The following is a 14,177-nucleotide window of genomic DNA, read 5'->3' as shown; positions in this document are numbered from 1 at the left end:
AGTGTCCTCGGGTCAAGCCCGAGGATGACGTTCGGTGGTTGGGGTGAAGGTAGTTGGGCGCAATTCGCAGCAGCTAGCCGCGCCCGCCTTCCGAGCGGCTTTTGAGCATGCGCAAGAGGGGTTGGTAGTGATCCACTACGGCCTTGCGGTAGGCGTCGCCGTCGCCCGAGCGCGCGGCGGCATACATGTCGCTATGGGCCTTGGCGGTCTGGCGGAGATCGGCCGGCAAGGCCAGGTCGAGCCTTGGCAGTACGGCGGTGTGAATATCCCAGAAGGCGGCGACCAACTGGCCGGCGAGCTGGTTTTTTAGGGGGGCGAGCAGCCGGGTGTGGAACTGGCGGTCTTCGTAGAGGAAGGCCTTTTCGTTCTCGGCGCTGGTCAGCATCTGTTCGACAAGGCGCGGAATTTCTTCGTCGACCTGGTCCGAATGGGCTTTCACCACATCATCGGTCAGCGCGAGATCGAGCGAGCGTCTGAGGTCGACGACGTCGCGCAAAGCGGCAAGGTCGTCGCCGGGCGAGAGAACGCCGCGGAAGACCAGCGTTTCAACGAGTGGCGCCAGGCTCATCTGGCCGACGACGGTGCCGGTGCCGTGGCGGACTTCGACGATGTCGAGGGTGGCCAGCGTGCGGATCGCCTCGCGCACGGATGAGCGGGAGACGCCCAGCTCCTGGCAGAGTTCGGTTTCGGTGGGGATGGGGTCGCCGGGATGCAGGCCCCGCAACAGAATCAGGCGTTTGATCTCCTCCGCAGTCGTGCTGCGGCGCATGCGAGATTCACTGCTGCTCATCTCGGCCGGACCGTTCATCCCCGATTCCCTTATTTGTCGCCCCACGGCTGCGCTCCACTTTTGGCGGTTTGGCCCGGCGAAACAAGAGGGGTTGCGCGCGGCTTCGTTAATCCGTAGAAGACATCAGACGTCTGATGTCAACTGGAGGGTATGACCATGCGTAACAAGGGTTTCGGAATTTCTCGACGTGCACTGTGCCTGGCGGCCGGTGCATTTGCGTCTATGTGGATGCTGGGAGCGGGCGCTTATGCCCAGGAAGGCATCGATCCCGATGCGACGATCCAGGCAGCGATTGCCTACGGTCTTTCGGGCACGTTTGACCCGATGAGTGCCTCGGGCGCCGTTACCGTCGGGGTCAACTGGCACCTGTTCGAGGGTCTAGTCGATCTCGATCCGGTGACGCGCGAGCCTTATGCTGCGCTCGCTGCGGAAATGCCCGTCAGTGAAGACGGGCTGACCTATACGATCAAGCTGCGCGATGGCGCGGTATTCCACGATGGTACGCCGGTGACGGCGGAGGATGTGGTGTTCTCATTCGAGCGCGTGCTCGATCCGGAATCCAAGTCGCTGTTCCGCTCGTTCGTGGCCTTTGTGGACAGTGTCGAGGCGGTGTCTGATGACACGGTGAAGATTACGACGAAATATCCGTTCTCGCTGTTCAACCAGCGGCTGGGTTCGGTCAAGATCGTGCCGAAGGCCGCGGTCGAGGCGGACGCCGATGCGTTCGGCAAGCAGCCGATCGGTTCGGGCCCATACAAGCTGGTGTCGGCGACGCCGGAAGCGCAGATAATCTTCGAACGCAACGATGGCTATACTGGTCTGCGACCGGCGCTGGCCAAGGACATGGTCTGGAACCTGATTGCCGACCCCAGTGCGCGCGTCAATGCGCTCTCCTCCGGTACGGTGATGGCGATCGAGGACGTGCCCTATATCGACGTCGATGCCGTTGCAGCCACGGCGACGCTTGAGAAGGCGCAGTCCTTCGGCTTGCTCTTTGCCATGTTCAATACCAAGGCCGAGCCGTTCGACGACGTGCGCGTGCGTCAGGCGTTCTTCTATGCGCTCGACATGGACAAGATCATTGGTACCGGCATGCTCGACAATGCTGTCGCAGCAACCTCGTTCCTGCCGGCAACGCATCCGAACTACCACGAGGCGGCCGTCGTCTATGGCTATGACCCGGAAAAGGCCAAGGCACTGCTCGCCGAAGCCGGTACGCCGACGCTCGACATCACGCTGATGAGCACCGACCACGGCTGGGTCAAGGACGTGGCGCCGATCATCAAGGAATCTCTTGATCAGGTCGGGTTCAATACGACGCTCGATATCGGGCAGTCGGGTGGCCAATATGGCAAGGTCGATGCCGGCGAGATGCAGGTGATGATTGCCCCGGGCGATCCGTCGGTGTTCGGCAACGACCCCGATATCCTGATGCAGTGGTGGTATGGCGACAATGTCTGGCCCAAGACGCGCTACAACTGGGCCGAAAGCGAAGGCTACAAGACGCTGACTGCTTTGCTCGAGGAGGCACAGCGCCTGTCGGGCGACGAACAGCAGGCCAAGTGGAACGAAGCGTTCGACCTTCTTTCCGAGGAGGTGCCGCTCTATCCGCTGCTGCACCGCCAGTTGCCGACGGCATGGAATGCCGACGAGCTCGAAGGCTTTGCGCCGGTGCCGACCACCGGGCTCTCCTTCCTCGGTGTTGGCGTCAAGCAATAGGCGCCAAACTGCCTGGGCGCCGGTTATTCTCCCCCGGTGCCCAGGCGGCCTTCTGCCAATCGCAATTCGCAAAGCGGGCCAGCCAATATGTCAAATGTGCTCAACCTGATCGGGCGGCGCCTTGTGCAACTGCCGCTCATGATCCTCGGGATCACCTTTCTCGTTTTCTTCGTCATGTCGTTTTCGAAGATCGACCCGGCCATAACGGCTTTGGGCGAGGGCGCTTCCATCGAGGCGCGGCAGGAATATCGGCTTGAGCATGGTCTCGATGACCCGCTGCTCACCCGCTATGCGCGCTTTGTGACGGGGCTGGCCCATTTCGATCTCGGGACCTATTCGGCGCGGCAATTGCCTGTGATCGACGAGGTTTTGCGCGCTTTCCCGATAACGCTGCAGCTGACTTTTCTGGGGCTGATCCTTGCGGTGGTCGGGTCGCTGGTGCTCGGCGTCGTCGCGGCAATCTATCGGGATCGCTGGCCGGACCAGGCCATCCGCGTGCTGTCCATTGCTTCACTCTCGACGCCGTCGTTCTGGCTCGCCGTGCTGCTGATCCAGTTGCTGGGCAACAAGGTCGGGATTTTTTCCATGCTGCCGACCTCGGGAAAACTTCCAGTGTTGACCGAGGATTTTGGCGGCTGGCTGTATCGCATGCTGTTGCCGGCGGTGGCGCTGGCGGTGCCGGTGATCGGTCAGCTTTCGCGCGTGGTGCGAACTGCGGTCGTCGAAGAGCTGGACCGCGACTATGTTCGTACGGCGCTGGGGGCGGGCATTCCACGCTATGTGGTGGTTGGCCGCAATGTGCTGCGCAATGCGCTGATTACCCCGATTACGGTGCTGGGCCTGCGGATCGGCTACCTGATGGGTGGCGCGGTGGTGATCGAGATCATCTTCAATATCAACGGGATGGGCATGCTGATCATGAACGGCGTGACGAATAACGAGCCCAATCTGGTGCAGGGCGTGACCCTGACCGTGGCTCTCGCCTTTGTCGTGATCAATGTCGTCGTCGACCTGCTCTACGTGCTGGTCAACCCGCGCATCAGGACGGTGTGATGATCAGGACCGAGACTACTCATAAACTCTCCGTGCCGGGCATGCGTCTGATGGGCCTGCGGCATTTGCCGCTGGCGTCCAAAATTGCGCTGGGACTGGTGGCGCTGATCGGGCTTGTGGCTGTGTTCGCGCCGGTTATCTCCCCATTCGATCCGCTGGCGACGGGGCTGACGCGTGGCCCGGCGGCGCCGGACGGCGTGCATTGGTTTGGCACGGATCGGCAGGGGCGGGATGTGCTGTCCCGGCTCGTGCATGGCGCGGGGTCTTCGCTGGTGATCGGACTGGCGGCGACGGCGGTGGCGCTGCTCGCGGCTTCGGTGCTGGGTGCTATTGCGGCCACGGCGCATAAATGGGTCGCCGAAGTGCTGATGCGGTGCCTCGACATGGTCATGTCGTTTCCGGGCATCGCGCTGGCCGTGATGCTGGTGACGGTGTTCGGACAATCGCTGCCGGTGCTCGTCCTGACCATCGCCTTTCTCTATACCCCGCAGCTTACGCGGGTCATTCGGGCCAATATCATCGGGCAGTTCGGCGAGGATTATGTCGCCGCCGTGCGGGTGATGGGGGCATCGACCCCGCGCATCCTCGCAAAACATGTGGCGCGCAATTGCCTCGCGCCGATCCTCGTGTTTGCCACGGTGCTGGTGGCCGATGCGATCGTCTTTGAGGCGTCGTTGTCGTTCATTCAAGCGGGTGTGCCCGATCCGGAGCCGTCCTGGGGCAATGTGATGGCTTCGGGGCGGCAATTGGTGATGTCGGGCGGCTGGTGGCCTACGCTCTTTGCCGGTGCGCTGATCACGACGACAGTGCTGGCGCTGAACATTCTGGCTGAGGGGATGACCGACGCCATGGCAGCGCCGCGCAGCCGGACGCAGGTGACTGCGGCGGCGGTCGAGGCGGCGATCAATGGAGTTGAGGCGCCCAAGGCTGCGGTTGCGGGGCCCGTTGTGTCGCTGGACGAGCGGCTGGCGCAGTTGCGATCGGTGGAAAGCGCGCGCACGGACCGGTTGGCTTTTGCCGGTGGCATCGTGCCGCTGCTTGAGGTCCGCAATCTCAGCATCGCCTTTCCCCGGCATGGGTCGGTGAATGTCGTCGACAATGTCTCGTTCAGCGTGCGGCCAGGCGAGACCATGGCGCTGGTGGGCGAGTCAGGTTGCGGTAAGTCGATTACTTCGCTCGCCATCATGGGGCTACTCGATCCGCGGGCCAGGATCGAGGGAGAGATCCTTTTCGAGGGTGAGAACCTGCTGACGATGAACGAGCGGCAGCGCAATGGGCTGCGGGGCAAGGGCATCGCGATGATCTATCAGGATGCCCTGTCGTCGCTGAACCCGGCCATGCTGATCCGGTCGCAGATGAAGCAACTGACCTCGCGCGGCGGCACGCGCAGTGCCGAGGACCTGCTTGAGATGGTGGGGCTCGACCCCAAGCGGACGCTCAACTCCTATCCGCATGAGCTGTCGGGCGGGCAGCGGCAGCGTGTGCTGATTGCCATGGCGCTGACGCGGAACCCCAAGCTCGTCATCGCGGATGAACCAACGACAGCGCTCGACGTGACGGTGCAGAAGCAGGTGGTGGAACTGCTCAATCGCCTGCGTGAAGAGCTGGGCTTTGCCATGCTGTTCGTGTCGCATGACCTGGCGCTGGTGGCCGAAATCTCGCACCGCATTGCGGTGATGTATGCGGGGCAATTGGTTGAGCAGGGCAGTAGCCGCGATGTTCTGACCCAGCCGATCCACGAATATACGCGAGGCCTGCTCGGCGCCGTGCTCAGTATCGAGGCGGGGGCGTCGCGTCTGCATCAGATCAAGGGTGTGGTGCCATCGCCGCGCGAATTCCCCAAGGGGGATCGATTTGCGCCGCGCTCGTCTGATCCCATGCGCAATGGCGGGGTGACCCCGGTGATGCGGCAGGTGGCGGGGACGACGCACTTTTATGCTGCTCATCCCGAGGATAACGCTGTTGTAGCGCTGGAGACAGGCCAATGAGCACGCCCGTTATCGAACTGCGCGAAGTCTCTGTTGATTTCCGCACCCGCTCGTCGCTCTTCAAGCCGCAGGTGTTGCGGGGCGTGGACACGGTTTCGCTTTCGGTGCGCCGAGGGCAGACGCTGGGGATTGTCGGCGAGTCCGGGTCGGGCAAGTCGACGGCCGCCAAGGTGCTCATTGGACTGATCGAGCCCAGCGCCGGGCAGGTTTTGTTTGGCGGCGAAGTCGTCCGTCGTTTCGATGCGGCGACGCGGAAACGCATCGGGCGCGTCGTGTCGGTGGTGTTCCAGGACCCGGCAACGGCGCTCAATGCGCGCATGCTAGTGCGTGATGCGCTGAGCGATCCACTGGAAGTACACGGGATTGGCAATGCGGCCAGCCGGCGAGCGCGGGTGGCGGAGCTTGTGGGGCTGGTGGGCCTGCCGCAATCGGTGCTGGACGCTATTCCGGCCCAGCTTTCCGGCGGGCAGCGGCAGCGCGTCGCGATTGCTCGGGCGCTGGCGCTGGAGCCAGAGGTGATCGTCGCGGACGAGCCGACTTCGGCGCTCGACGTTTCAGTGCGGGCGCAGATTTTGAACCTGCTGCAGGACCTCAAGCGCGAGCTGGGCCTGGGGATGGTGTTCATCTCCCATGACATCCAGACGGTGCGCTACATCGCCGACGATATTGCGGTGATGCGGCACGGCAAGGTCGTCGAATTCGGACCTGGCAGCCAGGTCCTTTCCAATCCCGCGCAGGACTATACGCGCACGCTGCTCGAAGCGGCGCCGAGCCTGCTGCAGGCGCAAAAACCTCACTCCCTTCCCCATCTCCTACGATCTGAGACACGACCATGACCAAGCACACCTATCAGGGCATCATTCCTCCCATCGTCACGCCGCTCAGCGCCGATGGCAGCATCAACTATGGCGATCTCGAAAAGCTCGTCGAACACCTGATCGTCTCGGGCGTCGATGGTATTTTCGCGCTGGGATCGACGGGGCAGGTAGCCTACCTCACCGATGCCGACCGCGTTGAAATCGTGAAGGTCGTGAGCAAGGCGGCCGCGGGCCGGGTGCCGGTGATTGCCGGGGCCATCGACCTGACGGCGGCGCGCATTGCCGAGGGGGCGCGGGCACTGATTGCAGCAGGGGCTGATGCCATCGTGGCGACAGCGCCGGTCTATACGATCAATGACGAGGCCGAGGTGGCCGACCATTTCCGCCTGATCCGCGCCGGTATCGACGCGCCGCTTTTTGCCTATGACATTCCGGTGCGCGTGCATCGCAAGCTTTCGGCCAAGCTTCTGGTGGAGCTGGGCAAGGAAGGCGTCATTGTCGGCGTGAAGGATTCTTCGGGCGACGATGTCGGCTTCCGCCGGCTGATTGCCATGAATGAGGCTGCGGGGCATCCGCTGGCGCTTTTTACCGGCCATGAAGTTGTTGTGGACGCCATGGCGATGATCGGCGCCGATGGGGCGGTGCCGGGCCTCGCCAATGTCGATGCAGGGGCCTATGTGCGGCTTTGGGCGGCGGCCAAGTCGGGCCGGATGGATGAAGCCATTGCCGAGCAGGATTATATCAACCGCCTATTTGAGATCGTCTTCTGCTCGACCGGTCGCTCGGGCGACGCGGCGGGCGTCGGTGCCTTCAAGGCGGCTATGGCCGAAGTAGGGCTGCTGAGTTCTGCGGCGATGACCGCGCCGATCAAGCCGCTCGATGGGGCAACCATCGACAAGATTCGCGCCATCGTGAAGGATGTCGGCCTCGTGAATCGGGCTGCGTGAGAGGCGTTGGAATGAGTGTACTGCAACGGCTTAGGGGCGGTCTCGTCGCGTCGTGCCAACCGGTGGATGATGGTCCCATGGACCGGCCCGAGATCGTTGCAGCCATGGCCCGGGCGGCCGTGGCCGGTGGGGCGGTCGGATTGCGCATCGAGGGGGTGGACAACCTCCGCGCTGTGCGTCCAGTGGTCGATGTGCCCATCATTGGCATTGTGAAGACCGACCTTGTCGATAGTCCGGTTCGGATCACCGTGACGGTGGAAGACGCTTTGGCGCTGGCTGAGGCCGGCGCCGACATCATCGCTTATGACGCGACGCCTCGGGTCCGGCCCGGTGGGCGGGAAGATGTGCTGGCGGCTATTCTTGGGAGTGGACGGTTGGCCATGGCCGATTGCGCCACGCTTGAGGATGGGCGCCTTGCCCTTGCAGGTGGGGCGGCGGTGATCGGCACGACCTTGTCGGGCTATACGGAAGAGACCGAGGGGCGGCATGAGGGGCCGGATTTTGAGCTGATTGCTGCATTCAAGACGCTGGGTGGCTTCGTGATGGCCGAGGGGCGGATCAATACGCCTGAGTTGGCGGCGAGAGCCATGGCGGCGGGCGCCGATGCGGTAACGGTGGGGAGCGCGCTGACGCGCCTCGAGCATGTGACCGGCTGGTTTGCCGACGCGGTTCGGAGTGCCAGATGAGCGTTTCGGGTTTTGCGGTCGACCTTGGCGGCACAAAGACGGCGGCGGCGCGGATCGAGCACGGGCAAGTCGTAGCCCGGCTGCAGAAGGCGACCGATGCCGGTGCTGATATGGATGCGCAGGTTGCGGTGATTGCCGATCTCCTGGGCGAACTTGGGTATGAGAACGGCGGCCCACTTGGGGTCGCCGTGACGGGGCGCGTGGATCGACAGGGCGATTGGCACGCGATCAATACCGGGACGCTGCGTGGGATCAGTGCTGCGCCACTGGGGACGACGCTGCGGAAGCGGTTCGGCGCGCGAGCGCACTGCGTCAATGATGCGGCCGCTGCGGCTGTGGCGGAAGCGCGGCTTGGCGCGGGGCAGGGCGCCTACAATTTTGCGTTCATCACCGTTTCGACCGGCGTCGGCGGAGGACTTGTTCTCGGTGGCAGGCTGATTGACAGCGGCAATGGGCTAGCCGGGCATGTCGGCTTTGCCGGGACACGTGTCGGCGATCAGCTTTGTGGATCAGGACGCGTTGGAACTGTTGAAAGCGTTGCCGGCGGACGGGCAATTGCAGCGGCGGCGGGATTGCCCGATGCACGCTCGGTTTTCGAGCAGGGCGGGTTTGAGCCGGTGATTGACCGATCCGCCGCGGCTATCGCTGGACTGATCGGGGACCTGACGACGATCTTGGGGCTCGACCGCGTGGCGGTGGGCGGCAGCATTGGCCTCGTGCCGGGTTATCTGGCGCGCGTGATGCGGCATCTGGAGAATGAGCCAGCGCTTTTTCGACCCGAAGTCGTGCCGGCGGAACTCACGCATGACAGCGGCCTGATGGGCGCGCTGCTGATTGCCGTCGAGGCCGACGAAGGCTGAGCGGCGGCTAGTTCTGCTTTCTGCCGATCTAACCGAAACTGGCCGCTGATAGGGGCAATATCGCACACAAAATAGTGAAGATGGGCCCGGTCGGCGACGTCCCAAGTTTGTGAAAATTCAATGACTTGATCATTTGTATCGATTTCGAATTGAGCTTTTCCCTTTGGATGCGACCAAGGTCTGATCGGTAGGCGACCAACGTCATTTTCGGGGTAGCGCCTTTTGTCTGAATATTGATGCGACCATCGTGAATAGGAGGCTTCGACTGACTCAGCTCTACTTGCACTTGAGGGGGCAAGGAGAGTGAAATGACGAATCAGTTTATCCATCGAAGCGACTTCCCTTCGTCATTGAAAAGACTGGCAGATCGGTCGATTGCGTCTGGCCGAATGCGCGAATTCTCTCAAGGGGAGACGATCTACGAGTCGGGGATGAAGGACATCGTCGGCTATGTCGTCTCGGGGGCAGTGAAGCTGGTAACGTTCCTGCCCGATGGCCGATCCAATATTATCGGGGTCATCGAGGCGCCCGGTTTCTTCGGTCGTATCTTTGGTGTCGCGACGGAATTTACCATCGAGGCGGCCAGTAGTGTGATTGTTGTTTGCTTTGAGCGTTCAGCTTTCGAAGCGCAACTTGTGGCCGATCCCGAACTCGAACATTTCATCCACATGGAAAACCTGCACCAGCTCGACGAGGCGCATGAGCGCATTCTCGTTCTGGCCTGCACCAGCGTCATCGAACGCGTGTCGACTTTCATGATGCTGAAGCTCTTGGCCGGTTCGGACGAGGATCGGATGGCAGGGGTGGTGCACGTGCCGATCAATCGGCGTGACTTTGCCGCTTATCTCGCCACGACCGAGGAAAGCGTCAGCCGCTCCATTCAGGCCCTGGTGCGCCGGGGTACCATCGCGGTGATCAACTCCTCCAATTTCCGCATCCTCAAGCGGGCCGACCTGATCGCGATTTCGCGGCAGGACGAGGAGTACCTCATCGATATGGTTCGCAGTCGCGGCGTCAAGGAGGCCAAGCGTTCGCCCGTGGAGCGATCGGATGGTCCGGTACGGCGCCGGGGAACCGGCGTGATCGTCGCGGCCGAATAGTCTCGGTTCCAATCCTTATTTTCGCGCGGGAGATCGACATGGCGATACTCGTTACCGGCGGGGCCGGATATATCGGGAGCCACATGGTGCTCAATCTGGCCGATGCCGGCGAGACCGTGGTGGTGCTCGACAATCTGGTGACCGGCTTTGACTGGGCGGTGGACAGCCGAGCGACCTTCGTGCGGGGCGATGCCGGGGATGTCGGCCTCGTGAACCGGGTGATCGAAGAATACGATATTTCCGAAATCGTGCACTTTGCCGGCTCCATCGTAGTGCCGGAGTCGGTAGTCCATCCGCTCAAGTATTATGCCAACAATACTGCGACCTCGCGCAACCTGATCGACGCCGCCGTACGTGGGGGTGTTCGCCATTTCATCTTTTCCTCAACGGCGGCGGTCTATGGCATGACCGGGCTCGAGCCGGTGGTCGAAACGAGTCCACTCAACCCCATGTCGCCCTATGGGCGTTCAAAGCTGATGACGGAATGGATGCTGGCCGATGTCGCGGCGGCCCATCCGATGACCTTTGGGGTGCTGCGCTATTTTAACGTGGCGGGTGGAGATCCCGGCATGCGCACGGGGCAATCGACGCCCCATGCCAGCCACCTGATCAAGGTAGCCTGCCAGACCGCACTGGGGCAGCGCGATCATATCGATATTTTCGGGACCGATTTCGACACGCCGGACGGGACGGGTATTCGCGACTATATCCATGTCACCGATCTCATCGCCGCGCATGCCCTGCTGCTCAAGCATTTGCGGGCGGGCATGGAGAGCAGCACCATCAATTGCGCCTATGGCCAGGGCTATTCGGTGCGGCAGGTGATCGACGCGGTGCGGGAAATTTCAGGCGTTCCCTTCCGGGTGCATGAAGCGCCGCGCCGGGCGGGCGATCCGGCCTCGGTGACGGCAACCGGACAAAAGGCGCGCACGCTCCTCGGCTGGGTGCCGCGGCTCAATGATCTCTACACGATCGTCGATACCGCGTTCGCCTGGGAGCGGCACCTGATGCTGCGCAACCGGTAACCCTATTTATCGCTGTGCTCTGTGCGCCCGCCCCGATCAGGAGCGGGCGTCTGCCTGTTCCTGGCTCAGCCGGGATGCGATGACGACTTCCACGCGGTTGCGAGCCTTGAGCTTGAGCATGAGGCCGGTCATGTAGTGTTTGACGGTCTTCTCGCTGATGTGGAGTGCGGCGGCGATTTCGCGATTGGTCCGGGCCTGCATCAGATGGCCGACGATCTGCTTTTCGCGGACATTGAGGCGGACAGCTTCGTCAAGGGCCTGACGGCGGGCTCGATCGCGCAGGCCGTTCATGACCTGGCTGGCATATTGGCGGGTGACGAACATCTGGTCGGCCATGACGGTATCGATGGCTTCGAGAAGTTCGGACGAGGGGCTGCCTTTGAGGGCGAAGCCGGTGGCGCCGGCATCGAGCGCCTTGAGCGCGGATTCGATGCTGCAATAGGCGGTGAAGACGACGATCTTGGTGTCTGGGGCAGTGGCCCCGATCTGTGCGATGGTCCGGAATACGTCTCCGGGCATGCTCAGGTCCATGATGATGACATCGGGAGCGAGCGTCTTGACCAGCTCCATGCTGGCATCGGCGCTGTCGGCCTGGCCGACGATTTCGTGCCGGTCGCTTCCGGCGAACAGGGAGACCATTCCGGCGAGTAAAACCGGGTGATCGTCAGCGATGGCGACTCTGATAGGTTTCCTCATTGGATTATAGCAGTACTGCCTGCGACCCCCAGTTTTCCTGTCATTTGAGAGCCTACGACTTTATTAATGACCGGTAAATTCCCTTTATTTTTGATTTTGCAAATGTGATTAACTCGAATGTCAGTAGTACTTACTGTTCGCGGAAAGCACGGGAAATCTGGTCGGTGAAGGGCTTTACGAAGTAGGCAATAGCCACCTGTTCCTGGGTCTGGACGAAGACCTCCACTGGCATGCCGGGGATAAGTCCGCGATCGCCGAGGACGGAAAGGTCGCCGGTCACGCTGGCCTCGGCGGTATAGTAGCTCTGGCCGCTCTGGGGATCGCTGGTGGCTGCCGCCGAAATGCGCGAAACGACGGCGGGAATTTCCGGGGTCGTGCGCTGGTCGAAGGCGCTGAAGCGGAGTTTTACCTCCTGGCCCGGCAGGATCTGGTCGATATCGTTGATGGCGACCTTGAACTCGATCGAAAGGTCCGCATCGTCGGGCACGATCGTGAGAAGGCGCTCGGCCGAGCCGATGACGCCGCCCAATGTGGTGACGGCGAGCTCGTTCACCGAGCCGTTCACGGGCGAGCGGATGAGGGTTCGGTCCAGCCGATCCTCGACAGCGACGAGTCGATCGTTGAGTTCGGCAATATTGGCCGTCACGGCGCGAAGTTCGCGCTGGGCTTCGGTATAAGCGACATCGTCGATCGCCAGGATCTGCAGGTTTATTTCGCTGATGCGCGCATTGGAACGCGCAATGCTGGCGGTCAATTCGCCCTGGGAACCGAGCATGCGAGCCAGTTCGCGGTCGGCAACGTTGAGACGGGTGGTTTCAATAAGACCTTTTTGCGATAGCGAGCCCATGCGGTCGCGCTCCTCGCGCGCCAGGGCCAACTCGTCGGCAAGGGCCGTCGCCTGGAATTGCAGGCCGCCAATTTCCTGCTCGAGCTGCGACACCTGCAGCTGGAGTTGTTCGCGCTGGGACAACCGGTTCCGGGTGGTGCTTTCGAACAGTTGCTGTTCGCCTTGCAGGATCAGGATGGCGTCAGGATAGGTCGAGAGGAAATTGAGAGGAAACGAGATTTCTCGTGCGGCGTCACGCTCGGCGATGAGCCTGGCTTGACGTGCCACGAGTTCCGCAAGTTGTCCCTTGATGATGGAGCGCTCGGTGCGGATCTGCACGTCGTCGAGACGCAGCAACACGTCGCCGGCGACTACATGCTGGCCCTTATGGACGTTGATGGCCTGGATCACGCCACCATCCGGGTGCTGGATAATCTTGACGTTTTCGGCAACCAGCACCGTGCCGCTGGAAACAACGGCCCCGGAGAGCTTGGCGGTGGCGGCCCAGCCACCGATGCCGGCAACCAACAGGATGGCGGCGACGCTGCCGGTAATGACCCGGCCGCGCAACGAAAAGTCGGTCGCCTTGACCTTGCTATGCGAGAGGTTGGCACGAGGATAGGGTGCCGCCATGTCCAAGGTAGTCATTTGTTCACTCCCGGTCGCCGATCAGGCGACATGATTGCCGATCGCCAGAGGCAGGTGGACGCCATCAAGGCTTATTGAGATCTCGTAGAAATCGTTTCGATCGACGTCGGCCTCGATGATGGTGTGGTCCATATCGTCGTAGTGGGCATAGGTGACGCGGATCGGCAGGCCGGCCTCGAAGCCGTCGTCAATGGCGTCATAGACGTCGCCAAAGCGTTCTTCTTCGAGGCGTTCCGCCCTTTGGGAGATTTCATAGTCGGCCACGTGGATACGGTCGCCAACGACGAAGTCGAGGATGCCGAATACGAGCTGGTGGCTGAGTGCCGGCCGCGAGTCGGACATGGTGAAGATGAAGAGGTCATCGCCGCCGCCTCCAGAAACGATGGCTGCGACATCGCCGAAGATAAAGGCATCGTTGCCCTGGCCGCCGATGAACTGCTCGATGTTTTCGAAGTAATCCTTGTCGATCTGGTCGCTGATGGCGATGCCGGCGGTGAGGTCGAGGTGGATGTCGGCGGTAAATTGTGAGTAGTCGAGCGTGTCGTGGCCTTCGCCACCGTCGATCAGGTCATGGCCGGGATCGCCCATGATGTGGTCGTCGCCAGTACCGCCGTCGATTTCATCGTCACCTTCGTCGGCGGCGATCAGGTCATTGCCATCGTCGCCATAAATCTCGTCATCGCCGGTGCCGCCGATCAGAGTGTCGTTATCGGCGCCGCCATGAAGCGTGTCGTCGTCCGCGCCGCCGTCGAGCAGATCCGCGCCGGCATTGCCAATAAGGGTATCCTCGCCGTCATTGCCCTGAATCTGGTCTTCACCTTCGCCGCCGCGGAGCGTGTCGCTGCCGGCACGGCCAAAGAGGGTGTCGCTGCCATCGTTGCCATCGACGGTGTCATCACCATTTCCGGCATCGATGATGTCGTTACCGACGTCTCCGACGAGGATGTCGTCACCGTCATCGCCATTGATGACGTCATCGCCCTCGCCGCCATTGGCATTGTCGTTGCCGGCTCCGGCTGTG

General features: G+C 62.1%; 13 protein-coding genes. 9 read left to right on the top strand and 4 right to left on the bottom strand.

Annotated features, from left to right (window positions below; all coding sequences use genetic code 11):
- Positions 1-73: 73 nt before the first annotated feature.
- Complete coding sequence (locus ABW043_RS14740) at positions 74-808, bottom strand: FadR/GntR family transcriptional regulator (protein ID WP_353921955.1); 735 nt, start codon at positions 806-808, stop codon at positions 74-76.
- Between the two features lie 138 nt (positions 809-946).
- Between ABW043_RS14740 and ABW043_RS14735 the strand changes: the two genes are divergently transcribed.
- The 9 genes from ABW043_RS14735 to galE all read left to right on the top strand — a co-directional run bounded on the left by ABW043_RS14735 (position 947) and on the right by galE (position 10,986).
- Positions 947-2,509, top strand: coding sequence for an ABC transporter substrate-binding protein (locus ABW043_RS14735; RefSeq protein ID WP_353921954.1), 1,563 nt, complete (start codon positions 947-949; stop codon positions 2,507-2,509).
- Between the two features lie 87 nt (positions 2,510-2,596).
- Positions 2,597-3,562, top strand: coding sequence for an ABC transporter permease (locus ABW043_RS14730; RefSeq protein WP_353921953.1), 966 nt, complete (start codon positions 2,597-2,599; stop codon positions 3,560-3,562).
- On the top strand, positions 3,562-5,550 hold the full coding sequence (locus tag ABW043_RS14725; RefSeq protein ID WP_353921952.1) for a dipeptide/oligopeptide/nickel ABC transporter permease/ATP-binding protein: 1,989 nt from the start codon (positions 3,562-3,564) through the stop codon (positions 5,548-5,550). Before ABW043_RS14730 ends, ABW043_RS14725 begins: the two co-directional genes overlap by 1 nt.
- Positions 5,547-6,386 carry an ABC transporter ATP-binding protein gene (locus ABW043_RS14720; RefSeq protein ID WP_353921951.1) on the top strand — a complete coding sequence of 280 codons (840 nt, stop codon included), beginning with the start codon at positions 5,547-5,549 and terminating at the stop codon, positions 6,384-6,386. Before ABW043_RS14725 ends, ABW043_RS14720 begins: the two co-directional genes overlap by 4 nt.
- A complete protein-coding gene (locus tag ABW043_RS14715; RefSeq protein WP_353921950.1) occupies positions 6,383-7,315 on the top strand; it encodes a dihydrodipicolinate synthase family protein in 933 nt (310 codons plus the stop codon). Before ABW043_RS14720 ends, ABW043_RS14715 begins: the two co-directional genes overlap by 4 nt.
- A gap of 11 nt (positions 7,316-7,326) precedes the next feature.
- On the top strand, positions 7,327-8,001 hold the full coding sequence (locus tag ABW043_RS14710) for an N-acetylmannosamine-6-phosphate 2-epimerase (protein ID WP_353921949.1): 675 nt from the start codon (positions 7,327-7,329) through the stop codon (positions 7,999-8,001).
- Complete coding sequence (locus tag ABW043_RS14705; protein WP_353921948.1) at positions 7,998-8,861, top strand: ROK family protein; 864 nt, start codon at positions 7,998-8,000, stop codon at positions 8,859-8,861. The genes ABW043_RS14710 and ABW043_RS14705 overlap by 4 nt, the downstream gene beginning before the upstream one ends.
- Before the next feature lie 308 nt (positions 8,862-9,169).
- Positions 9,170-9,961 carry a Crp/Fnr family transcriptional regulator gene (locus ABW043_RS14700; RefSeq protein ID WP_353921947.1) on the top strand — a complete coding sequence of 264 codons (792 nt, stop codon included), beginning with the start codon at positions 9,170-9,172 and terminating at the stop codon, positions 9,959-9,961.
- Positions 9,962-9,999: 38 nt separating this feature from the next.
- Positions 10,000-10,986, top strand: a complete 987-nt coding sequence (gene galE / locus ABW043_RS14695; RefSeq protein ID WP_353921946.1) for a UDP-glucose 4-epimerase GalE — start codon at positions 10,000-10,002, stop codon at positions 10,984-10,986.
- Positions 10,987-11,022: 36 nt separating this feature from the next.
- Here galE and ABW043_RS14690 read toward each other — a convergent pair whose 3' ends face one another.
- The 3 genes from ABW043_RS14690 to ABW043_RS22910 all read right to left on the bottom strand — a co-directional run bounded on the left by ABW043_RS14690 (position 11,023) and on the right by ABW043_RS22910 (position 14,125).
- Complete coding sequence (locus tag ABW043_RS14690) at positions 11,023-11,682, bottom strand: response regulator (protein WP_353921945.1); 660 nt, start codon at positions 11,680-11,682, stop codon at positions 11,023-11,025.
- A 130-nt stretch (positions 11,683-11,812) separates the two neighbouring features.
- Positions 11,813-13,156, bottom strand: a complete 1,344-nt coding sequence (locus ABW043_RS14685; protein ID WP_353921944.1) for an HlyD family type I secretion periplasmic adaptor subunit — start codon at positions 13,154-13,156, stop codon at positions 11,813-11,815.
- Positions 13,157-13,177: 21 nt separating this feature from the next.
- A complete protein-coding gene (locus ABW043_RS22910; RefSeq protein WP_502908652.1) occupies positions 13,178-14,125 on the bottom strand; it encodes a calcium-binding protein in 948 nt (315 codons plus the stop codon).
- Positions 14,126-14,177 lie beyond the last annotated feature (52 nt).

This window comes from Devosia sp., from assembly GCF_040509215.1.
Classification (GTDB): Bacteria; Pseudomonadota; Alphaproteobacteria; order Rhizobiales; family Devosiaceae; genus Devosia.
This window is presented reverse-complemented; position numbering and strand designations above follow the sequence as displayed.

Coding starts and splice junctions, on each gene's coding strand:
- ABW043_RS14740 (WP_353921955.1), bottom strand. CDS start 808: ATGAACGGTCCGGCCGAGATGAGCAGCAGTGAATCTCGCATGCGCCGC.
- ABW043_RS14735 (WP_353921954.1), top strand. CDS start 947: ATGCGTAACAAGGGTTTCGGAATTTCTCGACGTGCACTGTGCCTGGCG.
- ABW043_RS14730 (WP_353921953.1), top strand. CDS start 2,597: ATGTCAAATGTGCTCAACCTGATCGGGCGGCGCCTTGTGCAACTGCCG.
- ABW043_RS14725 (WP_353921952.1), top strand. CDS start 3,562: ATGATCAGGACCGAGACTACTCATAAACTCTCCGTGCCGGGCATGCGT.
- ABW043_RS14720 (WP_353921951.1), top strand. CDS start 5,547: ATGAGCACGCCCGTTATCGAACTGCGCGAAGTCTCTGTTGATTTCCGC.
- ABW043_RS14715 (WP_353921950.1), top strand. CDS start 6,383: ATGACCAAGCACACCTATCAGGGCATCATTCCTCCCATCGTCACGCCG.
- ABW043_RS14710 (WP_353921949.1), top strand. CDS start 7,327: ATGAGTGTACTGCAACGGCTTAGGGGCGGTCTCGTCGCGTCGTGCCAA.
- ABW043_RS14705 (WP_353921948.1), top strand. CDS start 7,998: ATGAGCGTTTCGGGTTTTGCGGTCGACCTTGGCGGCACAAAGACGGCG.
- ABW043_RS14700 (WP_353921947.1), top strand. CDS start 9,170: ATGACGAATCAGTTTATCCATCGAAGCGACTTCCCTTCGTCATTGAAA.
- galE (WP_353921946.1), top strand. CDS start 10,000: ATGGCGATACTCGTTACCGGCGGGGCCGGATATATCGGGAGCCACATG.
- ABW043_RS14690 (WP_353921945.1), bottom strand. CDS start 11,682: ATGAGGAAACCTATCAGAGTCGCCATCGCTGACGATCACCCGGTTTTA.
- ABW043_RS14685 (WP_353921944.1), bottom strand. CDS start 13,156: ATGACTACCTTGGACATGGCGGCACCCTATCCTCGTGCCAACCTCTCG.